The 22,784-nt window shown below is 38.6% G+C and carries 24 protein-coding genes; 11 read left to right on the top strand and 13 right to left on the bottom strand.

Going from position 1 to position 22,784, the window contains the following annotated elements:
* Nucleotide 1: 1 nt before the first annotated feature.
* Nucleotides 2–535: a hypothetical protein gene (locus FY048_RS09390; protein WP_198496675.1), complete on the top strand. Its 534-nt coding sequence runs from the start codon at nucleotides 2–4 to the stop codon at nucleotides 533–535.
* Between the two features lie 47 nt (nucleotides 536–582).
* Here FY048_RS09390 and FY048_RS09385 read toward each other — a convergent pair whose 3' ends face one another.
* Nucleotides 583–1,926 carry a PGAP1-like alpha/beta domain-containing protein gene (locus tag FY048_RS09385; RefSeq protein WP_003654142.1) on the bottom strand — a complete coding sequence of 448 codons (1,344 nt, stop codon included), beginning with the start codon at nucleotides 1,924–1,926 and terminating at the stop codon, nucleotides 583–585.
* A gap of 210 nt (nucleotides 1,927–2,136) precedes the next feature.
* Here FY048_RS09385 and FY048_RS09380 point away from each other — a divergent pair, with 210 nt between their 5' ends.
* Together FY048_RS09380 and parE are read left to right on the top strand one after the other, a co-directional pair.
* Complete coding sequence (locus tag FY048_RS09380; protein WP_348948471.1) at nucleotides 2,137–2,718, top strand: YqiA/YcfP family alpha/beta fold hydrolase; 582 nt, start codon at nucleotides 2,137–2,139, stop codon at nucleotides 2,716–2,718.
* A gap of 14 nt (nucleotides 2,719–2,732) precedes the next feature.
* Nucleotides 2,733–4,616 carry a DNA topoisomerase IV subunit B gene (parE, locus tag FY048_RS09375; RefSeq protein WP_151744183.1) on the top strand — a complete coding sequence of 628 codons (1,884 nt, stop codon included), beginning with the start codon at nucleotides 2,733–2,735 and terminating at the stop codon, nucleotides 4,614–4,616.
* A 118-nt stretch (nucleotides 4,617–4,734) separates the two neighbouring features.
* On the opposite strand, the gene FY048_RS09370 is transcribed toward parE, so the two are convergent.
* Nucleotides 4,735–5,238 carry an ureidoglycolate lyase gene (locus FY048_RS09370; RefSeq protein WP_446090941.1) on the bottom strand — a complete coding sequence of 168 codons (504 nt, stop codon included), beginning with the start codon at nucleotides 5,236–5,238 and terminating at the stop codon, nucleotides 4,735–4,737.
* Complete coding sequence (gene alc / locus FY048_RS09365; protein ID WP_446090940.1) at nucleotides 5,235–6,245, bottom strand: allantoicase; 1,011 nt, start codon at nucleotides 6,243–6,245, stop codon at nucleotides 5,235–5,237. The genes FY048_RS09370 and alc overlap by 4 nt, the downstream gene beginning before the upstream one ends.
* A gap of 200 nt (nucleotides 6,246–6,445) precedes the next feature.
* On the opposite strand from alc, the gene hpxO reads away from it, so the two are divergent.
* Nucleotides 6,446–7,603, top strand: a complete 1,158-nt coding sequence (gene hpxO / locus FY048_RS09360) for an FAD-dependent urate hydroxylase HpxO (protein WP_446090939.1) — start codon at nucleotides 6,446–6,448, stop codon at nucleotides 7,601–7,603.
* Between the two features lie 52 nt (nucleotides 7,604–7,655).
* Here hpxO and FY048_RS09355 read toward each other — a convergent pair whose 3' ends face one another.
* The 5 genes from FY048_RS09355 to puuE form a co-directional block, all read right to left on the bottom strand.
* Entirely contained in the window at nucleotides 7,656–8,381 is a 726-nt protein-coding gene (locus FY048_RS09355; protein ID WP_446090938.1) for an outer membrane protein OmpK, read from the bottom strand.
* A 121-nt stretch (nucleotides 8,382–8,502) separates the two neighbouring features.
* Nucleotides 8,503–9,870: a nucleobase:cation symporter-2 family protein gene (locus FY048_RS09350; RefSeq protein ID WP_446090937.1), complete on the bottom strand. Its 1,368-nt coding sequence runs from the start codon at nucleotides 9,868–9,870 to the stop codon at nucleotides 8,503–8,505.
* Between the two features lie 24 nt (nucleotides 9,871–9,894).
* A complete protein-coding gene (gene uraH, locus FY048_RS09345; protein ID WP_016139842.1) occupies nucleotides 9,895–10,218 on the bottom strand; it encodes a hydroxyisourate hydrolase in 324 nt (107 codons plus the stop codon).
* Entirely contained in the window at nucleotides 10,215–10,718 is a 504-nt protein-coding gene (gene uraD, locus FY048_RS09340; RefSeq protein ID WP_446090936.1) for a 2-oxo-4-hydroxy-4-carboxy-5-ureidoimidazoline decarboxylase, read from the bottom strand. Before uraD ends, uraH begins: the two co-directional genes overlap by 4 nt.
* A gap of 99 nt (nucleotides 10,719–10,817) precedes the next feature.
* Nucleotides 10,818–11,783: an allantoinase PuuE gene (puuE, locus tag FY048_RS09335; RefSeq protein WP_446090935.1), complete on the bottom strand. Its 966-nt coding sequence runs from the start codon at nucleotides 11,781–11,783 to the stop codon at nucleotides 10,818–10,820.
* A 252-nt stretch (nucleotides 11,784–12,035) separates the two neighbouring features.
* Between puuE and FY048_RS09330 the strand changes: the two genes are divergently transcribed.
* From FY048_RS09330 to dsbD, 4 genes are all read left to right on the top strand, one after another.
* A complete protein-coding gene (locus tag FY048_RS09330; RefSeq protein ID WP_016139845.1) occupies nucleotides 12,036–12,386 on the top strand; it encodes an HPF/RaiA family ribosome-associated protein in 351 nt (116 codons plus the stop codon).
* A 152-nt stretch (nucleotides 12,387–12,538) separates the two neighbouring features.
* Nucleotides 12,539–13,084, top strand: coding sequence for an ankyrin repeat domain-containing protein (locus FY048_RS09325; protein WP_252611249.1), 546 nt, complete (start codon nucleotides 12,539–12,541; stop codon nucleotides 13,082–13,084).
* A 12-nt stretch (nucleotides 13,085–13,096) separates the two neighbouring features.
* Nucleotides 13,097–13,864 carry a transporter gene (locus tag FY048_RS09320; protein ID WP_005300589.1) on the top strand — a complete coding sequence of 256 codons (768 nt, stop codon included), beginning with the start codon at nucleotides 13,097–13,099 and terminating at the stop codon, nucleotides 13,862–13,864.
* An 18-nt stretch (nucleotides 13,865–13,882) separates the two neighbouring features.
* Complete coding sequence (gene dsbD, locus FY048_RS09315; protein ID WP_446090934.1) at nucleotides 13,883–15,709, top strand: protein-disulfide reductase DsbD; 1,827 nt, start codon at nucleotides 13,883–13,885, stop codon at nucleotides 15,707–15,709.
* Here dsbD and FY048_RS09310 read toward each other — a convergent pair.
* Both FY048_RS09310 and FY048_RS09305 read right to left on the bottom strand, forming a co-directional pair.
* Nucleotides 15,704–16,897: a GGDEF domain-containing protein gene (locus tag FY048_RS09310; protein ID WP_446090933.1), complete on the bottom strand. Its 1,194-nt coding sequence runs from the start codon at nucleotides 16,895–16,897 to the stop codon at nucleotides 15,704–15,706. The two genes, dsbD and FY048_RS09310, sit on opposite strands and share 6 nt — an antisense overlap.
* A 174-nt stretch (nucleotides 16,898–17,071) precedes the next feature.
* Nucleotides 17,072–17,983: an alpha/beta hydrolase gene (locus FY048_RS09305; protein WP_446090932.1), complete on the bottom strand. Its 912-nt coding sequence runs from the start codon at nucleotides 17,981–17,983 to the stop codon at nucleotides 17,072–17,074.
* A gap of 151 nt (nucleotides 17,984–18,134) precedes the next feature.
* Here FY048_RS09305 and FY048_RS09300 point away from each other — a divergent pair, with 151 nt between their 5' ends.
* Nucleotides 18,135–18,572, top strand: coding sequence for a DUF2147 domain-containing protein (locus FY048_RS09300; protein ID WP_003654111.1), 438 nt, complete (start codon nucleotides 18,135–18,137; stop codon nucleotides 18,570–18,572).
* Between the two features lie 38 nt (nucleotides 18,573–18,610).
* Here the strand turns inward: FY048_RS09300 and FY048_RS09295 are convergent, their stop codons facing one another.
* Nucleotides 18,611–18,961 (bottom strand): Spx/MgsR family RNA polymerase-binding regulatory protein, encoded by a 351-nt coding sequence (locus FY048_RS09295; RefSeq protein WP_446090931.1) that lies wholly within the window; start codon nucleotides 18,959–18,961, stop codon nucleotides 18,611–18,613.
* Nucleotides 18,962–19,416: 455 nt separating this feature from the next.
* Nucleotides 19,417–20,241, bottom strand: a complete 825-nt coding sequence (locus FY048_RS09290; protein WP_446090930.1) for an exodeoxyribonuclease III — start codon at nucleotides 20,239–20,241, stop codon at nucleotides 19,417–19,419.
* Nucleotides 20,242–20,279: 38 nt separating this feature from the next.
* Here FY048_RS09290 and pyrE point away from each other — a divergent pair, with 38 nt between their 5' ends.
* Entirely contained in the window at nucleotides 20,280–20,930 is a 651-nt protein-coding gene (gene pyrE, locus FY048_RS09285) for an orotate phosphoribosyltransferase (RefSeq protein WP_004639998.1), read from the top strand.
* Nucleotides 20,931–21,180: 250 nt separating this feature from the next.
* Here pyrE and FY048_RS09280 read toward each other — a convergent pair whose 3' ends face one another.
* On the bottom strand, nucleotides 21,181–21,561 hold the full coding sequence (locus tag FY048_RS09280) for a GIY-YIG nuclease family protein (protein WP_446090929.1): 381 nt from the start codon (nucleotides 21,559–21,561) through the stop codon (nucleotides 21,181–21,183).
* 160 nt (nucleotides 21,562–21,721) lie between these two features.
* On the opposite strand from FY048_RS09280, the gene FY048_RS09275 reads away from it, so the two are divergent.
* Nucleotides 21,722–22,471, top strand: coding sequence for a phosphoribosyltransferase (locus tag FY048_RS09275; RefSeq protein ID WP_410242740.1), 750 nt, complete (start codon nucleotides 21,722–21,724; stop codon nucleotides 22,469–22,471).
* The last annotated feature ends 313 nt before the right edge of the window (nucleotides 22,472–22,784 follow it).

Raw genomic sequence — 22,784 nt, 5'->3', positions numbered from 1 at the left:
AATGAAACTATTAAAGATAGCAGTAGTGATATATCTTTTATTAAATAGCATAAATTTATATGCAGAAAGCGCTAAAGAATGTATGAAGTATTGGAGTAAACCTGCAGTACAAGTGAGTGTACTGCCAGATATTCAATGCCCTGATGTCTGGGATGATAGTTTTAGGCCAGAAAATAAAAAATTAGTAAAACGAATAGGATTTAATCTAAAAGATAAAAATTGGATTTCTACTGGATCTTGTAGCCATGTCCAGTATAGAACTAAAGACTATTATATTTATTGGGCTGATATGAAAAATAATAAAACTGATCTTATTGTGATTTATAGTCCTAATAATTCATTTGCTTACTCAAGAGCATTAGATCAAACAAAAATTCAAGAAGGATTCAAAATAGAGGATTATGTCGACGTAAATTTGTCTTGCGGTAAAATAGGGGAAGATATAAATATTATATCTGTTTTAAATGGATATTTACTTAAGGAAACATCGATTAAGAATATTTCTAAATATAAACTTTATGACAGATTTAAATGATTGAAAACTAAAAAATCTAAAAAAGCCCAACATAAGTTGGGCTTTTTTTACGTCTCTACAATTCCTTCTAAATCTTCGAGGGTATAGTTCGGCATATCAATAATATGAGTTTGAATACCTTCTTGTACATAATCATTAGCATGAGGATATAGCCAGCGAGTAATCTGTTCGGCAACGCTTGAATGATACTGAATTTCAAAGTGATTTAAGCCATAAAATACGGCTTTATGTGAATCTGGAACTTTAAGCTGAAAACGTGGATTAGGATGTTCACCCAGCGCGCTTTTCACACTCACCAAGTAATCACCAATCACAGTAAGCGCTTTATTGCGTACTTTTTCAAATTCGAGTGTTCCTGCCACTAAAAAAGTATTGATATGGGAAGGAAGTGGGGCCGGAGCACGGTTATCATCCATCATGCCAATTCGGGCATCCATATATTCCCAATCGTCATCACGAACACTACCGTGGCGTAAGTCTAAAATACCGTTACTGCGAATATTAACCAGTTGACCAAGTAAACCTACAAAAGGGAAAGCCCCAAGTTTATCTTGTATGGTAAAACCAAAGCGCTCCAAGACTGCACCATGATGTGGGGAACCAATACACACCAGATTCTCGACCATATGAATCCATTGGTACATATTTTGTTTGCCATAAAATAATGCACTGCGAGAAACCAGCCCACCCATACTGTGACCAATCACATCAATGCTGGTAATTCTTGGATTATTTTTTACGAGATCTTCTAATAAGTTTGAGAAACTGCGTCCATTGGCCGAAATACGTCGACCTGTATTGTAATTTAAATACAGCATGGTGTTATGGTCACGCTGGGCTAACAGACGCTCTCCAATTCCACCATAATGGGCGTTTGACCAAGTCAGATGATTCATACACAAACCATGAACCATAATTACAATACGGCCTGCAAGCTCACCTTGCTGTATAGCTCCGTAGTGATCGTATAACACTATTGGTAGAGCGAGAGGACTATGCTGTTTAAGTAGGTAATCCCCAAAAACACCATTCAAAATTCCTACCAAAAAATGTAGGCTTGGGGTGAGTGGTTTTTCGTGAAGTGTTGGATATTTTTCAATAATGCGACGCAAACCGGGCGCTAAAAAATAACGACCATATTTTTGTAAAGCGCCATAAGAAAATTGATATGCCTTTTGTACAAATGGTCTTTTTTGAAAGTTTTTAGCGTTTTGTGTACTAATACCAAAAGCATTTTTTAAGACTTCAATATTAATAACTTGTATTAATTCATGTACACCATTTAAGCTGGTGCTGAACAGTTGAGCTAAACCTTCTAGTACGTCTGCCTGACTAGGTGGCGTACGATCCCATTTACAATAAGTTTCATGTAGTGGTGTTAAGCTCGGCATATCTTTTCCCCATATACGTTATAACCGACGTTTTAAGCTGTACTTTTTATCAACGGCAGTAAACGTTTCCATCTTAGTAGTTTAAATAACACATTTTTTTAAAATACTGATGAATGGTTAGTTGAGTGGTTTTTCTTGTCTAACAATTGTGCTTTTCTATACAAACTGAGAACAAAATTGTGAAATTAGTCTCAATTTAGAGGGAAATATATGAATATTATCTACCTCCATGGTTTTAATAGTAGCTCTCTTTCGATTAAAGGATTGAGCTTAAGGCAGTATTGTAGCGAATTAGGGATTAATGTGCATTTGCCAAACCTCAATAGATCTCCAGATCAGGTGGTTGAGCAGGTTTCAGAGCTTATTGAAAGTCTGGATAATGTTGCACTTGTAGGTAGTAGTTTAGGTGGTTTTTTTGCGACATACTTTGTCGCGAAATATAATATTCCGGCTGTACTGATTAACCCTGCTATGCAACCATGGAAGTTGTTTGATGAGTTATTTCAGGTTGAAAGCATGCCCTATGTGGTGAATGATCAATGGTCGATTGATCAGGTTCAGCTACGACAGTTGCAGCAACTTGAACTGAAACAGCCTGAAAATGCCGACAAAATACTCGTCTTGTTGCAACAAGGCGATGAAATTTTGGATTATCGTCAAGCACAACGCTATTATAGTGCTGCAACGCCATCCTCATTGATTTTGACGGATGCTCATGGCAATCATGCTATGGAAGATTTTGAAGAAAAATTACCGTTAGTGATCGAATTCTTTGCGCACACCATCAAATAAGGAAAACGTACAACGTGACACAATATACGGCTCAATCGCTTGAAGTCCTTTCCGGTTTAGACCCTGTTCGTCGTCGTCCAGGGATGTATACCGATACGACTCGACCTAACCATTTAGCTCAGGAAGTTATTGATAATGCTGTTGATGAAGCATTAGCGGGTCATGCCGACAAAATATGTGTCACGGTTTATAAAGATGGTTCATTGTCGGTTGAAGATAACGGCCGTGGTATGCCAGTCGATATTCACCCTGAATATGGCCAATCTGGTATCGAAATCATTCTGACCAAGTTACATGCTGGCGGTAAATTCAGTACCGATAACTACCAGTTTTCTGGTGGTTTACATGGTGTGGGAATTTCAGTTGTAAATGCTTTATCAACACGTGTTGAGGTCGAAGTACAACGTCAGGGCAACCTATACCAAATGGCGTTTGAGCAAGGTGAACCCGTTGCACCTTTGGCTGTTCTCGAAGGTAAAGCACCAAAACGCGCGACAGGTACAACAGTACATTTTTGGCCAGAAACCAAATATTTTGATAGTCCGAAATTTGCTTTAAAAGCGCTTAAACATAATTTAAAAGCCAAAGCTGTTTTAGCCGCTGGGTTAAAAATTATTTATATCGATCAAATTAACGATGAAAAAATCGAATGGCAATTTGAAAATGGCCTCGTCGATTATTTGATGGATGAATTGCAAGATCGTGAAATCTTGCCAAATCCGGCTTTTGTGAGTAATGGTCAGGCAGATCGTGCGGCGTGTGAATTTGCAATTTGCTGGAATGTAGAAGGTGGTGAGCAGGTTCAAGAAAGTTATGTAAACCTAATTCCAACTGCACAAGGCGGAACCCATGTGAACGGGTTACGTTCAGGGGTAACCGAAGCATTACGTGAGTTCTGTGAGCTGCGTAACTTGTTGCCACGTAATCTTAAACTATCCGCAGAAGATGTTTGGGATGGCGTGAACTATATTTTATCACTCAAGTTCCAAGAACCACAGTTTTCAGGTCAAACTAAAGAGCGTCTTTCTAGTCGAGAGGCATCTAATATTGTTTTAAATATTGCCAAAGATGCTTTTTCACTTTGGCTGAATCAACATGCTGAAATTGCCATGCAATTGGCAGAAATGGCGATTTCGAAAGCGGGTCGTCGTTTAAAAGCCGCGAAAAAGGTTGAGCGTAAAAAGATTGTTTCTGGTCCTGCTTTACCGGGTAAATTGGCTGACTGTGTGGGGCAAACTCGCGAAGACAGTGAGCTATTTATTGTCGAGGGTGACTCTGCAGGTGGTAGTGCCAAGCAAGCACGCGATAAAAACTTTCAGGCCATCATGCCAATTCGTGGAAAAATCTTAAATACTTGGGAAGTTTCTTCAGATGAAGTTTTGGCTTCTCAAGAGGTTCACGATATTGCGATCGCAATTGGGGTAGACCCAGGTAGCGATGATTTATCCGAGCTACGTTATGGCAAAGTTTGTATTTTGGCCGATGCGGACTCCGATGGTTTACATATTGCTACTTTGTTATGTGCGCTATTCGTTAAACACTTTCCGACACTGGTGGAAGAAGGCCATTTGTATGTGGCGATGCCACCATTGTTCCGTATCGACATTGGTAAAGATGTCTTCTACGCCTTAGATGATGATGAGCTCGAAGTCATCTTGAAAAATGTGAAAGGCAATCGTAATCCGCAAATTACCCGATTTAAAGGTCTGGGTGAGATGAATGCGATTCAGCTACGTGAAACGACTATGGATCCAAATACTCGTCGTTTAGTGCAGCTCGATCTTGACGATGCTCATTTTACGGCAGGTTTACTCGATAAATTACTTGCCAAAAAACGTTCAGCGGACCGCAAGCAGTGGCTTGAGCAGAAAGGTAACTTAGCCGATATCACCGTTTAAAAGAGAATTAAAAAAACCCCGCTTAATAGGCGGGGTTTTTATGTAAACCTAGATTATTAGAAATCACCACAACGATTGCTGTCATTAAACTAAAATAGACAGATCTGTATATTTTAATTTAGACCATAATTTTTATAGCGTGTGGAAATTGAAAAACATCACAATTCGCTCCGCCTCCAATTCGATCCACTACTGCAAAATCACTCGGTGCTTCAAAGGTAAGCAAAGGATGATGCCATGTACCTGCCCGATAATTTATGCTTTGCTTTCCATTTGAAACAAATGCACATAATTTTGAAATATCGGGAGTATTCTCGTCCAAAGCAGGTGCCACAATAATTAAAAACTTTTGCTGTTGTAATGGAATAAATGCCTGAGAGCCTTTCGGATGACGCTCTAGCATTGAAATTTCTAAAGGTAAAACGCTGGCCTTAATATTACGAAAAATACTAATTCCTGCTTTTGCTTCACCTTCAATTTCTGTTTCAACGAGCGCGTGGTAGCGCTCGGTGTGTGCATCATTAATATGAAAAAAGTCATGCCCGTCACAACAAATGACTTCTCCGAATGGCTGAAAGCTCTCAATGGTTAAGGGCTGAATTTGGACATTATTCATGATCATGACTGGGCAATTTTCCCCCATAAACGTACACGGCTAATGCCGCCATCTGGAATCATGTTGATACGAATATGAGAGATTTTTTCATGCTGTAAAATCTCATTCACATATTCATGAATATGGTCCATTTGCATAGGTTGAGCTTCAAGTAAATAAGCCCAGAACATACTCTGTGGAATCAGCTGTGCATCGGTTGCATTTTCAAGGTAAACCGCCTGAATGGATACTTGGGCAGGGAAATTCCCTTTAAAGTGAGCCGTATCAATTTCAAGCTTATCAATTTTCCCGCCTTTACCCAGAGCAAGAATACACCAGTCATAACCCGGTGCTCGGCGGCGTTTGGTTTCCCATCCATCGCCCATATTGACGCCACGGCCAGGGTTAATCAAATTACGCGGATGTCCAAAGTGCGCATCACTATAGGCAACTACGCGGCCACCATTTTCAAGGGCCAATAAATCGAGAGTTTGCTCACTATCAGTTACCTGAATATGAACTTCTCCATAGACACGTAAACGGGCAATACCACCGTCTGGGAAAATATTGAGGCGTATATGAGTGAAAAGTGCATCATTATTGACCATAAAAATATGATGCTGGCTTGGGCCGAGTTCTGTATTTCCCAAAAGACTCTCCCATTTTGCCCCTGTAAGGTCATCATTTGGTGCATAACATGCTTCTAATGATGCAGATGCAGGATAATTTCCTGTAAAGAAGCTGGTATCAATATCGAGTGCACTGATTTTTCCACTTACACCAAGCTTCACAATGCACCAGTCATAGCCTGCGTGACGCTTACGACGCGTTTCCCAACCGTCCATCCATTTGCCGTTGTCATCAAATTTATCTTCAACAAAAATAGGTGCATCAAATTGCAGCATACGCTTTGCTTCTGCAAAGAAATCATCTGAACACTCAATGACTTGTGCACCAATTCGGGCATCTGCCAAATTGGTTTTCGTATTCAAAATTTCAGGAAGTTCAAATGCTGGGGCGTGCAATGTTGCCATAGTAGATTATCCGTATTTCTTGTTAAAAACATGATTTTTCATTTTAAAACTGCGCCAACACGGAGCGTGCTGAGACGAGTTTTACACGTAAATATATAAGCATGGTGCATGCCAGTTTTGTGGAAAAGCTAAATAAATTTTGAAGGATGGCATGTTTTTAGCATAAGCACTCTATAGGTGAATATCTATAGGAGCGTGTTATGAATGTGGTGATTATTGGTGCGGGAATGGGAGGTCTAACCACAGGCATTGCATTAAAGAAATTTGGTCACCAAGTTCGTATTTTTGAGCAAACTGAAAAAATTCTTCCAGTTGGCGCTGCAATTTCGCTGTGGTCGAATGGTGTGAAATGTCTAAATTATCTGGGATTAACTGACAAAATCGCCAAACTTGGTGGACAAATGGATGATTTGGCCTATGTGGATGGTCTAACTGGAGATGTGATGACACAATTCAGTTTACTACCATTAATTGAAGAAGTAGGCCAAAGACCATATCCAGTTGCTCGTGCCGATTTACAAAATATGTTGATGGATGAATTTGGCAGAGATCAGATTTATTTAGGCAAAAAAATGGTCAGTCTTGAAGACAATGCTGATTTTGTTGAGATTCATTTTGCAGATGGCAGCTCAACGCAGGCTGACTTATTGATTGGGGCTGACGGTACTCACTCACTTACACGGACCTATGTTTTGGGCCAACAAGTACAGCGCCGTTATGCGGGTTATGTGAACTGGAATGGCCTGGTTGAAATATCTGAAGATTTAGCTCCAGCTCAGCAATGGACGACTTATGTGGGGGAAGGCAAGCGAGCTTCTTTAATGCCGGTTGCAGATGGTAAGTTCTATTTCTTTTTAGATGTGCCTTTGCCAGCAGGTCTAGATAATAATCGAGATGATTATAAAAAATTTTTAAAACAATATTTTGCTGATTGGTGTTTACCAGTACAGCAACTCATTGAACGTTTAGACCCGCAAAAGACCAATCGGGTAGAAATCCATGACATTGAACCGTTTACTCAGTTTTATAAAGGTCGTGTAGTGATTTTAGGTGATGCTGCACACAGCACGACACCTGATATTGGTCAAGGCGGTTGCCAAGCGATGGAAGATGCTATTTATTTAGCACGTTCTCTGCAAATTAACACTTTAGGTGTCGAAGATGCTTTACGAAGATATCAAAACAAGCGCAATGAACGTGCAAATGAATTAGTACTTCGTGCGCGTAAACGCTGTGATGTGACTCATATGAAAGATGAATCGGTTACACAAGCGTGGTATGCAGAATTACGCCGTGAACAAGGCGGACATATTATGCAGGGGATTATTAGCAATATTGTAGGTAATCCACTCGATTAAAACAAAAACAGCAAGGAATTTTCCTTGCTGTTTAATCTTCTAAAGCATGATTTTAGAAGTGGTATTTAACCAATGCGCTGACGTTATTTTCGTCTGCACCTTTAATACCGAATTTGTTATTCCACACAGAATGCTCAATACCGAGGTAAAGACGTGTGTCAGGAGAAATGTGTTTACCTACATTCCATTTCCATTGTGTTGTCCAGTTCAACTCGCTGGCATGGTCGCCTTCAGCAGTTGACCAGTCAAGGAAACCATCTACCAAGAAATCTTCAGATCCTAATTTTAATGGAATGCCGTAAACGAATGTCATTTGATAATCGTCGTCGGTCTTGTCATTATCCGCACGGTAGAAGTTTAAAGTTGCATATTGGAAATATGGGATATTTAAGTCAACTGCAAAACCATACAAGAAATTGTTGAAGTTGTTACCGTTTTCCCTATTGCCTTCCCAAGTAGTACTAATAAGTACATCTTTGATCGGACCATACGCCAGTTTTTTGCCTGACACTTCGCCTAAGCTTAAACGTGGTGATAACTCAAAATATGTACTTTTATGATCATCTTCACCACGCATATGGTCCATGAAGAAAAACACATCAGCATATTTAACTTTCGCCGCATATTCCAAAGTAATGGTGGTTTCTTTGTCATCTACAACTTCATAGTTTTCACCATAAAGTCCAGTCACGCTAAAATCTTGCCAGATTGGTTTTGCCTGAACCATGGCAGTTGCAGATAACAAGGCACAAGTCGCCGCAAGTTGCTTTAATTGCATTTAAATGATCTCCCCCCAAATAAAGCACGCTAAGGATACAGTGTCTTAAGCAAAAATGAAGCCAAATTTGATCAACGGTTAAAAAAATGCCCACCGAAGTGGGGCGCTAAAAACTAAAAGATTAATGTGGGTTTTGTGTCTTTATTGTTTGGCTTAAATGCGGGGTAGGCGAGCTGCGAAATGTGGGGAAATGATTAAATAATAAATTCAATAAGATAGCAAAAATACATGTTGAGCTAATGCCTGAATGAAACAAAGTTTGTACCCAAACTGGAAAATGACCATAAAACTCATGATTAATAATTGGAATCATTCCTGCCGATAAAGCGGTCGCTACAATAATTAAATTTTTCTGATCGTTATAATCTATTTTTGCCAAAGTACGAATTCCACTCGCTGCAACCGATCCAAATAAGACCAAACCTGCACCACCAAGTACAGGCATGGGGATTGCTGCAATCAAACGACCCATAATAGGGAGTAGCCCCAAAATAATCAGAATCATACCACCTGCTGCGACTACAAAACGGCTTTTGATACCTGTAATGGCAACCAACCCAACATTTTGGGCAAAAGCACTTTGCATGAAAGAACCAAAGATAGGCGCAAAAGCACTTGAAAACATATCTGCACGAACACCATTGGCGATACGTTTAGCATCTACTTCCGTTCCTACAATATCTCCGACAGCAATAATATCGGCCGTAGTTTCCGTCATAATGACTAGCGTCACAATCAACATCGATAAGATTGCACTAAGCTCGAAAGTCGGCAAACCAAATGCAAATAGGTGTGGGAATTGCAGCCATGCGCCTGAGCTCACCTGACTAAAATCACCAAAACCCATAAAGTAGGCTAGGGTGGTACCAGCAACAATAGCCAACAAAATCGATAAGCGTCGGATGCTTGCTTGCGGCAGCATATTTAGAACAATCACAATACCTAAGGTCAGTAAGGCTAAAGAGATATTTTCTACGCTACCCCAATCCGGTGCTTTATTGTTACCGCCCATCATCCAGCGAATCGCAACGGGTAAAAGAGATAGTCCAATTATCGTGATGACGCATCCGGTCACAACGGGTGGGAAAAAACGAATAATTTTTGAAAAGTAAGGCGCAAGGCATAGTCCAATCAGAGATGCGACAATAACCGCACCATAGACAGCAGGTAAGCCGCCACCAGTGGTGATAATGGCGACCATGGTTGCCACGCCAGCAAAAGACACACCCTGAACTAAAGGTAATTTTGCGCCTAGATATTTGGTTCCAATGGTTTGAATCAGTGTTGCTAACCCACCTACAAATAGGGCTGCTGCAATCAACATTCCGACTTGTGCTGAGCTTAATCCAGCTGCTGTTCCAATAATAAGTGGCGGGGCTACAATGCCCCCATACATGGTCAGCACATGCTGTAAGCCGTAAGCAAAACTTTTGGAAATTCCTAAATATTCATGCTCTGGAGAAATCGCATTTTTTTGCTGATGATTCATATTTTTCTCCTATTTATATTTGAATTAACTACCGCGATAAGTCGAGTAAGCAAACGGGCTGATCAGTAATGGAATGTGATAATGCTGATTGACGTCTTCTATAAAAAATTGAATACAAACACGTGGGAAAAAAGTTTTGATTTGCTGAGATGAAAAATAAGGCGCAATTTCAAATTCAAGTTGATAAGCACCTTTTTCAAAGTCTTTTATTCCAAAATCACCCACTCGACCGTCTGGATTGGTGGTTGCGGTCGCAATCAGCTCATGGGTTTCTGCATGAAACAACTTCACTTCTACGTGTGCAGCTGGTTTGCCTAAATTCGTATCTAAAATATGAGTGCTGATCATGCTTGTATTTCCTGAGCTAGACGTAATAGAGCAATCGCTGCGAGTTGCTCATGTACAATTACTTTTTCGATAGCCAAGTCATGTTGTAAACGTTCATGTAGTTTTTTTAAAATCTCATCGCTACTCAGGCCTGTCGCTTTAATTAAAAAAATAAAGCCAAACTTTTGTTCATAATCAAGGTTGCCTTGTAGCAGCGCTTGTTGCGTTTGTTCATCTAAAGAAATGCCAGCTTGTTCCTGATTTGAAAAATGTTGCTCTTTTTCATTAAGTTGCTTTTTTGCTTGTCGTTCACCAATTTTTGGGTGGGTTGCTAAAGCAGTTTCAATGTCTTGCCATGACCACATTTGACTTAAATTTTCTGCATGCTCTAAAAGAGACGCTTTTGATGAATAAGGGCGTTCTGAGATGATTTTCTCGGCCCATGCGGGAATGTGGACACAGTTTTTTAACAAAGTCTTGAGTTGTTCGGGTGGGGCTTGATTAAACTCGGCTAAAAACACTGTTATTCCTAAACTCGTTGTCGTGATATAGAGTTTTAGCAATAACAGTGCCAAGAGGGGTTTGTGATTCGCTTATGAATTTGGAAAATTAAAAATCAATTATTTAGTTATGTGATTTTTATACCAATGTTCAGCAATATCTTGACGACTACATATCCAGACACGATCGTGCATTTGAATATAGTCGAGAAACTTTTGTAGTGCTTTAAAACGACCCGGATGCCCTAAAATACGGCAGTGCATTCCAATTGACATCATTTTTGGTGCAGTTTCTCCCTCTGCATACAGCACATCAAAACTATCTTTTAAATATTGAAAAAACTGTTCTGAACTATTAAATCCGCCCGGTGAGCAGAATTTCATGTCGTTACATTCCAAGGTATAAGGAATAATTAGATGAGGACGTGATGCACCCTCAACATCGGTGAGAGTCGTCCAAAAAGGTAGATCATCGCCATAATAATCAGAGTCGTATTGAATTTGTGGGAACTCTGCAAGTAACTGACGGGTATTGGGACTGTCACGTCCGGTGTACCAACCGATCACTTTATTTCCAAACAAGTTTTCTAAGACAGATAAAGCTTGTTCCATATGCTGTTTTTCTAACTCAATATCAGTATCTTGATAGTGAAGCCAACGATAACCATGAGAAACCACATCATAATCAGCTTGTTTAATCGCTTCCACAATATAAGGATTGCGGACAAGTGCCATTGCAACTCCAAAAATAGTCATTGGAAGTTTGCGCTTTTGGAACTCATTATGAATGCGCCAAAAACCAGCACGCGAACCATATTCGTACATCGAGTCCATCGACATATGTTTCGCTGGGTAACTTGCAGCGCCAATAATCTCCGATAAAAACTGTTCTGAGCCTTCATCGCCGTGCTCAATATGTTTTTCGCCACCTTCTTCATAATTAAGAACAAATTGCACTGCAATCTTGGCATTGTTAGGCCATTTAACTTGTGGAGGCTGTCCGTGATAACCGATCAAATCACGTGAATAAGGAGACTTTTGAATGTGCTCAATGAGCTCGGCTCCAGATAGATAAGATTTGGACACGATTGCTCTCCTTTTGTTCAATTTTTCATAAAAATTTAAAAAATCAGCTTGCATATTTTTATAGATGGACTGATATTGAATGTATGAAGATCTTCAAAATTAATTAAAACCAGTACGTTTAAGTCAGGAGATAACAAACCATTACACCATCAAAATGTACAATTGAAGTCAGTTCATGCATGCTTAAAACATGCCAACATAAAAAAGTTTTGCATAGAAAAGTTCCACAGTAAGAAAGAAAGGATGGTATTTATGAATATTGAAATCCGCACAGATAAAAACATCCATAATAGTGAACGTTTAATTACTTATGTACGTACAGAACTTACTCAAGAATTCCAACGTCACAGCGAACGTATTACGCATTTCTCGGTTCATTTTAGTGATGAAAATGGGGACAAAAGTGGTGATAAAGATATCCACTGTATGATTGAAGCACGTCCTTCAGGTTTGAAACCAGTTGCAGTTCACCATAAGGCAGGAAATATTGACGCTTCAATCCATGGCGCGATTGAAAAATTAAAACGCAGCCTCGAACATACTTTTGAGAAAAAAGAACACCCGAGAGGTGGGCAACCAGAATTCATTGATGATGAAGTTTAATTGAAAATGCTAAAAAGCCCTTCGGGGCTTTTTTTATATTTGATGAAAATAAACTATTCACAACATTAGGTTTGCAATGCGATGCAATCAACCTCTAAAATCTGGATATGAGATTAGGCATAATAGCCCTAATATATTTTTGAGAGATGGTCATGTTAACCACCCAGCAGCAAGCTTTAATTAAAGCCATAGAAGAATTAGAACTCGCGCAAGTGCAGAAATTACTTGCTGACGGACTTGATCCGAACTTTATTGATCCGGAGCAAGGGCCACCTGTATCAATTATCTGTGACGGAATTTTTAAATGGTGGGAAAATGTATCGGAAGCTTATGAAGCTGGTACACCATTATCAAAAGAAGAGAAGCAACAAGCGTTACAAGTTTACCTCGATATTCTTGAAGCTCTAATTCAAGCTAAAGCCAATGTACACCTTTGGGATGCAGAAGAGTTTTATGGTCCGTTATGGGATGCTGCAAGCTCGGCATGTGCTCCAGCTGTTCAACGTTTACTCGATGAAAAAGTTGATCCAAACTCACGTGATGAAGAAGGACTCACCATTTTATCTTCAATCAGTCAGTTGTTCTTTGATTGTGATTTTGATGAAATAGATTGGTCAGAATCGCTTGAAGAAGAGCGTGAAACATTAGAATTATTGCGCCGTCATGGGGCTAAAATGACGAAAGAATTAACTACTTGATTGGATATTAAAATGAAAATAGTACAAATTTTAACTTTTGCTCTTACAACTGTTGCTGCCGGAAGTACTTTCGCCGCAGAGTTTTCCTTTGACCGTCCTGGAGCAGGCTTCGGAACAGGTATTACACCAGTGGGTAAGTTAGCTTGGGAACAAGGTTTACCTAGCGCAACTTATACAGAGTCGACTGTCGATGGCGTTAAAGAAAAAACCGTAACTGTAAATGAAGATATGCTATTTCGTACAGGTTTGGCTGATGGCTTAGAATTACAATTAGGGTGGCAAGGTCCAGCATGGACTCAAACCAAACGTGCTGGCAAAAAAACTGACAATTCAGGTTTTGGTGATGTAAGCATCGGTTTGAAAAAAGCAATTGATCTAGATGATGAAAATTTATCAATGGCTGTGTTAGCTCAGGCTGTCATTGCAACTGGTAATGATGAATTTACTGCGCATGATGATATCTATAGCCTAAGCTCAGCAGTGGCTTATAAGTATGATGACTTGATTGACACCTCAATTACCATGCGTTACGAAGTGCAAAACAGTAATTGGGCTGTGACTGCAATTCCAGCAATCAACTATAAGATCGCTGGTAAACTTTCTGGATATTCTGAATTCATTTACCGTAAAGCTGAAAGCCAAGACTATGAATACGGTTTAGGTACAGGTTTAGTCTATGCTGTAAATAATCGTACTCAGCTTGACGCAAGTATCGGCGTCGATTTAGAGGGGCAAGACAAGAGCTACAATGGTGGCTTAGGCGTGGCGTTCTTGTTCTAATCGAAGCAATTTAAATTTATGTTAATGAAAAAGCTTATTCACCAGGGAATTCTTTATTTTCTAGCAGTTGCTGTTTGTGTGTTTAGCCAGTTGGCTGCTGCGCAAGATAAGCTGCTCTCGCCCGAACAGGCTTTTTCTTTTTCGGTTGAATCTTCTGAGTCGCATACTGCGAGTTTATCTTGGCAGATTCAGCCAAATTATTATTTATATCAGCATAAATTTACCGTACAACAAGGTACTCAACCTTTAGCTTTAAAATTACCTAAAGCGATTGCTCAATATGACGAAAATTATGGGCAAAGTCAGGTTTACTACCATCAAGTTAATTTCAAAATTAAGACAAAGCCTTCAGAGCACTATAGTGTGACTTGGCAGGGCTGTGCCAAAGACCGTATTTGTTATCCCCCACAAACTATTGAGTTTCAAACTGATGCAGATGGCTTGGTCGGTGTCCAAAACCAAGCGGGAACAGCGCCAAAACGATTTCTCGATTTAGCAAATTCCCAATCCGACACTTCTTCAGATTCAAAACTTTTAGAAAAAGAGCAGAGTACAGAGTCTGTAGTAAATCCATCTACGCCACAAATTGCGCAAGATCAGATTTGGTCAGCTAAGTTAATTGAACACTCGCTTTGGTATGGAATTTTATTATTTCTCGGTTTAGGCATGTTGCTCGCATTTACGCCATGTTCTTTACCGATGCTGCCTATTTTAACTTCATTAATTATTCGAGAACATAAAGGTCTAAAGGCTTGGGTCATTGCACTTACTTTTGTTTGTAGCATGGCATTAGTCTATGCAGGCTTGGGTTTAATTGCTTCTTCAGCAGGCTTAAATTTTCAACGCTGGTTACAACAGCCTGCGACTTTAATTGCTTTTAGTTTGCTGTTTATTATCTTTGCTCTGAACTTATTTGGCTTGTTTGAAATTCGTTTACCGCAGACATGGTTAAATCGACTTGACCGTATTCAGTCGATGCAACAAGGCGGCACTTTAGTAGGTGCGGGAGTCATGGGTGTGGTTTCTGCACTCTTGGTCGGTCCGTGTATGACCGCTCCTCTGGCTGGAACTTTATTATTTATTTCTCAAACACAAAACCAATGGCAAGGGGCTTTGCTTTTATTTTGCCTAGGTTTTGGAATGGGAATTCCGTTGTTACTGGCAAGTATTTTAGGGGCCAAATTCTTGCCTAAAGCCGGTGACTGGATGCATCAGATTAAAGTGATTTTTGCTTTTCTGATGTTGGGTTTAAGCCTCTACTTTATTCGTCCTTTATTGCCAGATTGGGGCATGCAAGTACTTAGTCTAGTGCTAGGCCTCGCTTTTATAGCCTATGCTGTTTATCAGTTTTTCTGGAAAAAAGGGCAGCTACAGTGGCTCTATGCGATCTTATTATTAATCGTTACCCCTTTTGTAGCCTATAACCAATATCAACATATTCAAAATCGAACTTTGCAAAGTTCTGAGCACATGGCCGAGTGGCATGTTGCGACTAGCGCTGCAGACTTCCAAAAGATTTTAGCAGCCGCACCTACTGATCGGGCTATTGTGGTTGATGTATATGCAGATTGGTGTGTTGCTTGCCAACCGATTGAGTACCGTATTTTAAAAGCACCAGAAGTTCAGTCAGCTCTTGCACCTTATTATTTAATTAAGCTTGATTTGAGTCATTATGACCAGTCACATGAAGCTCTACTCAAACAATGGAATATTTTAGGACCACCGACTTATCTATTTTTAAGCCCAGAGCAAAAAGAAATTCGCGCTTTACGTTTAACGGGTGCTTTTAGTCAGCAAGAACTTTTGCAGCAACTTGCGAGTTTGGCAAAACTAAAAGAATCATAGTGTATTAACAGCTTCATTCTGATGAAATGTACGTACCTGATTACGTCCTGAAGCTTTTACCGCATAAAGTGCTTGGTCTGCCTGCCGAATAACAAGATAAGGGTCTTGTGCAAAAGCTGAACAGCTTATTCCAAAACTTGCACTAATATGAATGGGATTATTTTGAGTGCTACAAACAGGTAATTCTTGCAAAGCATGACGACAACGCTCAGCAATTTTTTCTGCTTGAATAATATCGGTATGGGGGAGTAATAAAATAAATTCCTCTCCACCAAATCGACCAATAATATCTTCATTACGCAAGTTTTCAGAAAGACATTGAGCGATTTCTATTAAGACCTGATCACCTTGGTGATGTCCGTATATATCATTAATTTTTTTAAAATGATCGATATCAAGAAGTACCACCGCATATTCAAATTGCTGTTGGTGCATTGATTCTAAATGCGTATTTAAACTACGTCTATTTAATACGTTGGTTAATGGATCAAGTTGGCTTAAACGTTGAATATAGGTTTCACGCTGACGCCATTGGGTCAGTAATATTTCAAATAAAATAAAACACGCCAATAAGATGGGCATAATAAAAAATGCCATGCTTCCTAACCAAAAGGGATTAGTTTGGGCACGTTGCATAGCAATCAGATTAAATAAAGGCGCATAAGGCAAAGCACCTTTCATACTCAAATAAGTACATACAGTTAAAATAATTGTTGCAGGTATAAGGGCGCTATAAACAATTTTTCGGTCAAATAACACCAGACCGACACCAATGGTACCGACATAACCCACCATGGTAGCGGGGCTAATGCTGCCAATTAAATATCCATCGTGACATAGCATGAGTGCAAAGAATTGCACGCTAATAAACGGAATAATTTTTTGTGCCCACTCATGATTTTTGTAGCGATAGCAGGGAATAATCAATGAAGCTAATAAAAATAAGGTAAATAGATTTAACCAGATTTGCGATTCAACTAAAGGTAAATGTGCCCATTGCCAGACACTTGGTGTAATTAAAATATAGCCTTTCCATAAAATCCAACTGAAATTCATTGCACAGGCAAGTGTGAGCATGAGGGCGCTTTTTTGTAATGGCGTCCAGTTAATGATGTGATTATTGTGGATGAAATCGATTATCACCTGTTTTGTTCTATGTATTGGATGAGTGATTAAACGACTTTTCATAATAAGTAAGGGCTCCTAAATATAGATGCCTCTTTGTTGGACCATCCTAAAATTGAATTATCTAAATAATTTATTTTTTAAACATAACATGATTTTCAATTTATACATGATGACTTTTTATAAAGAAAATAATGTGAAAAGTTTTATTCACTGTTCACATCATTCATAGATAAATTAAGTTTTATCGAGTTCATGGGCAAATTCAGCAATATCTGCCAACGCTTGTTTTGCTTCATCAAACCATGCATTAAACATCTGGAAGTTATGCCACATACCTGTATAAAGTTTGAATTGAACTTTAACACCTGCATCTTCGGCTTTTTCTCTAAAACGCTTGGCATCGTCTAATAATATTTCTTTAGAACCTACTTGAACCAAAGTCGGCGGTAGGCCATGCAAGTCATCGAAAATAGGCGAAACACGTGGGTCATCGGCTGCAATCTGATTGCCAATATAATGTTGGATCCCTGTTTGCAGGGCTTTAAGCGAAAGCAGGGCATCATGTTTCTGGTTAAATCTTAATGATTCGCTTGTCAGCGTTAAATCTAAAAAAGGCGACAATAAGATCAGGCCACTCGGCATGAGCTCAGGTTGTTCTTTTAAGCGTAAACAAAGTGCTAATGCTAAATTGGCTCCGCACGAATCACCCGATAAAATAATATCTTTTGGCTGAACACCTTGTACGACTAAAGATTGATAGATGTCATATAGAGCTTCGGTTGCCTCAGGGTAGGGATGCTCTGGTGCAAGCGGATAATCCACATGAATAACTTGCATTTGGGTGCGAGCGGCCAAATCTGTCATAAAAGCATGGTGTGTTTTGACACTGCCAAGAAAAAAAGCACCGCCGTGAATGTGAAAAATCAGTTGAGTAGCATGATCTTGCGGTTTGATTTCTTCACCTTTAATGCCTGCCAGCCGAATTGGGCGAACAGAGACATTTTTTTGTCGTGGAAAAGCACGACACATTTGGTCTAAAACAGGACGTAAGGCAGTAGGCGGTAAATTTAGCTGACTTGGCTTGCGAATTGTTGTTTTAAGAAAAGTTTCTGTAAAGTAATATTTCCAAACATTTGATATATTCATAGAGCATCCATTTTTATGCTAGTTTCTTGTTTTCTTGTAAATTTTATTTTGCAAGATTACAAGGTTACACGAAACAGTCACATTCAAAAATTGCAATATCTTTGCGACTTCTGAATACTAAAATCTTGAAAGACCCAAGGATATTACAAAAATGAAAAAGATTGCTTTAGCTTTAGGACTCATTGGTATGGCTGCATTTGCCAATGCGGCTGATACACTCAATGGAACGGTATGGAAAACAATTGATGATCAGACCAATAAGCCAAAAGCCGTAGTTAAATTTACGGAACAGAAGGATGGAACCTTAACTGCAACCATTCAAAACATTTTGACACCGGGCGAAGAAAACGCTTGTACAAAATGTGAAGGTCCGTACAAAAACAAACCACTTAAAGGTGTCACCATTGTACATAATTTAAAAAATGTAGGTGGCAACAGTTATGAAAACGGTACGATTTTAGATCCTAAATCTGGCAAAACTTACAAATTGAAAGGTGAGTTAACAGATGGTGGTAAGAAGCTTAAATTGCGTGGCTATATCGGTGTTTCTGCACTTGGTCGTAACCAAACATGGATTCGCGCTAACTAAAAGTTTTAATAAAAAAACGAGCCAAATGGCTCGTTTTTTTATGCTTGGATATTTTGATAGGTTGCTTCATCAAAACCGACGATAAAACCTTGAGAGGTTTGTAGAACTGGTCTTTTAATTAAACTTGGTTGAGCAATAAGTGCTTCAATAAGATTGTCTTCGCTACTTAACGCATGCATTTGTTCTTCTTCTGATAGCTTACGCCAAGTGGTTCCTTTTTTGTTTAGAACCGTGTCTTGCCCAATTTCTTTTAACCAGATTTTTAGGGTATCTACATCAATCCCTTGTTTTTTATAATCATGAAAATCATAGTTAAGCGCTTTGGCTTGCAAAGCATCAAATGCTTTTTTCATTGAGTTACAGTTTTTGATTCCATAAATTTTTAACATTTTATCGGACCATGTCAAAAAGAGAGAGCACACAGCCTAACCCAAAAAGCATTTGAGCACTACTTTATACAGATACTTTTAAAACAAATGAAAAATTATGATTAATCGAAAGAGAAATGTCATGTTATTGTCATAAGACAAAGCGATAATGAGCTTAATAAGAAGAAGTTAAAACTAAAAGAACTTAGCGCAAAAAATAAGAGACTGAAAAAGAGAAAACCCGCATTTAATCATCCTGATCATGCGGGTCTCATTTCAACGTCCAATGTCACATCCTTGCAAATAAACTTATCATAAGTTTATTTTATCTTCCTACGGCGTCCTATCCTTTTGCGTCATCCTGACTGCTTCCCTGTGCCGTGCAGCTATAATGCCGTTAAAGTTGTGTAAGAAAAATACTCAAAAACGACATATGCTGTAAGCGAAAACGACAATGCAAGTGAACAAGTGTTCACTTACTCTTGAATTTTATAGTCGATGATAACGGGTGCATGGTCGCTAAACCATTGATCTTTAAAGACCCAGGCATTGGTTGTACGTGCTTTCCAGTCTGGTGAGCAGGCTTGATAGTCAATACGCCATCCTACATTTTTTGCACGAGCTTGACCGCGATTTGACCACCATGAATAAAGTTCTGCTTCTGTGCGAACTACTCGGAATGTATCAACATAGCCAAGTTCATCGTAAATATGGTCAAGCCATGCACGTTCGTGTGGTAAACAGCCAGATGATTTTTGATTACCCGACCAGTTTTTAATATCAATGCGTTTATGAACAATGTTGTAGTCACCACAAATGATCACTGACTTATTTTCATCACGCCATTGCTTCAAGATTTTTGCGTATTCACCTAAAAATAAATCTTTACGTGCTTGCGCTTCTTCACCACTTGAGCCTGAAGGTAAGTATAATGACGCAATATGTACCGGATGTGACAAACCTAAATCGAATTCAGCAGAAATAAAGCGACCTTGACTGTCAGCCAACTCAAACCCTAAACCATCTTTAACAGAGACAAAGGGTAGGCGGCTATATATGGCAGTTCCTGCGTAACCTGCACGCTCTGCTGGAAATAGATGGGTATGCCATCCTTCGGGTCTAAATTTTTCAGTCCATTGTTCATGGGTAATGCGGCTTTCCTGCATGCATACGACATCGGCATCTGATTGTTCTAACCATTCAAGTAAGCCTTTCGTCACCGAAGAACGCAAGCCATTTACGTTAATGGAAACGACTCGAAGAATTTTTACATCACTTGGATACTGATCCTTTGGTATCATGCGAAAATTTAACCTCAATTGTGAATTTGGAGCACCTCATGACAACGCCTGTGTCATTTAACCCGCAAGCATTTATCGAACTCGCATTATCACGCGGTGTGCTTAAATTTGGTGAGTTTACTTTAAAATCTGGACGTGTGAGTCCTTATTTTTTTAATGCAGGCCTACTTAATGATGGTGAAGCTTTATCTCTTTTAGCACAAGGCTATGCCGATAAATTAACACAATGCCAAAATGTTGATGTTATTTTTGGACCAGCTTACAAAGGCATTCCGTTTGTAGCTGCGACTGCTGTTGCTTTGTCCCAAGTACATAACAAAAGTGTGCCATGGGGCTTTAATCGTAAAGAAGCAAAAGATCATGGTGAAGGTGGTGTTTTAGTTGGTGCTGCGGTTGAAGGTAAAAAAGTCTGGATTATTGATGACGTAATTACCGCAGGTACAGCCATTCGTGAAGTCGTAACAATTTTGAAAAATGCGGGCGCGACCATTGCAGGTGTATTAGTTGCACTAGATCGTCAAGAACGTGGTCAAGGTGAGCTTTCTGCAATTCAAGAAGTTCAAAAAGAATTAGAAATTCCTGTACACGCACTCATTACCATGAAAGATTTAATGGATTATTTAGATGCGAAAGGCGAAAAAGAAGCACTAGCAAATATGCAAGCTTATCGCGAGAAATATGGTATTTAAGAGTTAAGCATGAAAAAGGAAGCTGTGGCTTCCTTTTTTATTGAGTATATCTAATTGATTAAAAATAAATTTGGAATGGGAAAAACTATTGGAAAATCTGTTCCAGTACGCTGAACTCTGGAGTAGATTTTTCTAAAATATTGATACAAATAGGAATATTTTTAAGTATTTAGCATAAGCCGTATTATGTTAATTTTATGGAAACTGTAAAATGTTTACAAAATCAGTTGTTATTTAGACCTACTGGCTATTAGAGCTCTTCTATAGAGTAAACTCTTTGATAACTTACCCCTAAATAATCAAAATCATCTTCAATTAGTTCAATAAGTGTATCTAAAAAAATACAACTCATATCATAGTCTCTTCGCTCAAAATCATTGAAATGCGGTAATGGAGCGATCTCAAAAAACTCTCGTCTAGGATTGATTCTATGACTATCTAATCTTAGATGTGCAACTTGTTCAGCATGTCTCATATCATCTACTTTCCACAGATGATATAAGGTCATAGGCAGTGGGGTTGAGGTATTATATAACTGCTGCCTTCTACGAATAGGATCTTTAGATAAACCAACCTTTATCACATTGTTGTTAAGATGATCTCGTAAAATATATACATAACCTTCAGACATATATTTACTCTACTAAAATTAAAATAGAATTTTTTGCTTTATGATCTAACTAATTGTTGGAAGTAGTAAGATAGCTTAATATTCAAGCATTGAAAATATACTTATTTTTTTATAGTTTAGCTTATATTTTATAGAAAATTCATGTTTTAGGGATACATCTTTGGGCATTACAGTCGATCAGAACAAAGTCGTTAGGTTTGATCCAACAAGCGAACAGTTAGTGAGCACATCCATACATGCAAATCCAATATCTAATAGGATGAATGATCTATTAATCTATGGTGTATTTAAACGACTGTATAATCGAGATGGTGATCGACGAGATAGTGATGGAAACCCTTTAATCTATGCACTTAAAAATAAAAATGGATTTTCAATCACAATGAAAGAATGTGCTAGATTTAACCCAAATCTATCAAAAATTCTCGATAAAATTTTATTAAAAAAATCTTATGACATAGTAATTTCAATGCCTTCATCTCAACCAGTATCTGAAAGATTTGCTATAAAAATTAGTAGAAAGATAGGGGGGAATTGCCCAATACTTACGAATGTATTCACTAAAAAAACTATAGAAGAAGTTTATAATGATCTTCTTTCTCTTCAAGTTGTAGCTAAAGATAGAAAAGATCTAATTGCTCTTCGTCGCGTTATTGAAAGCAGAGTAATAAAAGAACCAAAAACCATATTTTCCATGAAAGAAATAGCAAAAAAAGACCGTAAATTTATTAAACCATTGAAATATAATCCAGATTATCTAGCCGAAATTCGTGAATTAAAAGGAAAGTCTATAGTTATTGTTGATGACCTACTTGCTAGTGGCTCAACTCTAATATCAGCTTATGAACTATTACTTGAACGAGAAGTCACTAATAAAATTGAGGCAATTTGCTTACTAGGGAAGAAATGAAAAATTTATTTTTCTTAACAAATCATATTTGCAAATTTTGTAATATCGTTTACTATTGAGAATATAAATAGACCGTTCATGTGCTCAACGGTCTTTAAAGATAGGGTGTATGCCCAGAGCCCGAGCAGCACCGTAGAACGAGGTCATACTGTAAGAGTAAATATCGTTCAACTAGGCATCGGCTAGTAAAAATTTAGTAAAAAAGGAGTCTTTATAGGCTCCTTTTTTACATTAGAGGATTTTCCAGAAAATAATTTTTTTAATTAAATAGCTTCAATCTATTCTATAAAAATATTGTGAGTGTAGATAGGCG

It is taken from the genome of Acinetobacter sp. 1124_18A (assembly GCF_052824995.1).
This window is presented reverse-complemented; position numbering and strand designations above follow the sequence as displayed.

Excerpts from the sequence above, each read along its gene's own strand:
- FY048_RS09390 (WP_198496675.1), top strand. The coding sequence starts at position 2 with ATGAAACTATTAAAGATAGCAGTAGTGATATATCTTTTATTAAATAGC.
- FY048_RS09385 (WP_003654142.1), bottom strand. The coding sequence starts at position 1,926 with ATGCCGAGCTTAACACCACTACATGAAACTTATTGTAAATGGGATCGT.
- FY048_RS09380 (WP_348948471.1), top strand. The coding sequence starts at position 2,137 with ATGAATATTATCTACCTCCATGGTTTTAATAGTAGCTCTCTTTCGATT.
- FY048_RS09370 (WP_446090941.1), bottom strand. The coding sequence starts at position 5,238 with ATGATCATGAATAATGTCCAAATTCAGCCCTTAACCATTGAGAGCTTT.
- alc (WP_446090940.1), bottom strand. The coding sequence starts at position 6,245 with ATGGCAACATTGCACGCCCCAGCATTTGAACTTCCTGAAATTTTGAAT.
- hpxO (WP_446090939.1), top strand. The coding sequence starts at position 6,446 with ATGAATGTGGTGATTATTGGTGCGGGAATGGGAGGTCTAACCACAGGC.
- FY048_RS09355 (WP_446090938.1), bottom strand. The coding sequence starts at position 8,381 with ATGCAATTAAAGCAACTTGCGGCGACTTGTGCCTTGTTATCTGCAACT.
- FY048_RS09350 (WP_446090937.1), bottom strand. The coding sequence starts at position 9,870 with ATGAATCATCAGCAAAAAAATGCGATTTCTCCAGAGCATGAATATTTA.
- uraH (WP_016139842.1), bottom strand. The coding sequence starts at position 10,218 with ATGATCAGCACTCATATTTTAGATACGAATTTAGGCAAACCAGCTGCA.
- FY048_RS09330 (WP_016139845.1), top strand. The coding sequence starts at position 12,036 with ATGAATATTGAAATCCGCACAGATAAAAACATCCATAATAGTGAACGT.
- FY048_RS09325 (WP_252611249.1), top strand. The coding sequence starts at position 12,539 with ATGTTAACCACCCAGCAGCAAGCTTTAATTAAAGCCATAGAAGAATTA.
- FY048_RS09320 (WP_005300589.1), top strand. The coding sequence starts at position 13,097 with ATGAAAATAGTACAAATTTTAACTTTTGCTCTTACAACTGTTGCTGCC.
- dsbD (WP_446090934.1), top strand. The coding sequence starts at position 13,883 with ATGTTAATGAAAAAGCTTATTCACCAGGGAATTCTTTATTTTCTAGCA.
- FY048_RS09310 (WP_446090933.1), bottom strand. The coding sequence starts at position 16,897 with ATGAAAAGTCGTTTAATCACTCATCCAATACATAGAACAAAACAGGTG.
- FY048_RS09305 (WP_446090932.1), bottom strand. The coding sequence starts at position 17,983 with ATGAATATATCAAATGTTTGGAAATATTACTTTACAGAAACTTTTCTT.
- FY048_RS09300 (WP_003654111.1), top strand. The coding sequence starts at position 18,135 with ATGAAAAAGATTGCTTTAGCTTTAGGACTCATTGGTATGGCTGCATTT.
- FY048_RS09295 (WP_446090931.1), bottom strand. The coding sequence starts at position 18,961 with ATGTTAAAAATTTATGGAATCAAAAACTGTAACTCAATGAAAAAAGCA.
- FY048_RS09290 (WP_446090930.1), bottom strand. The coding sequence starts at position 20,241 with ATGATACCAAAGGATCAGTATCCAAGTGATGTAAAAATTCTTCGAGTC.
- pyrE (WP_004639998.1), top strand. The coding sequence starts at position 20,280 with ATGACAACGCCTGTGTCATTTAACCCGCAAGCATTTATCGAACTCGCA.
- FY048_RS09280 (WP_446090929.1), bottom strand. The coding sequence starts at position 21,561 with ATGTCTGAAGGTTATGTATATATTTTACGAGATCATCTTAACAACAAT.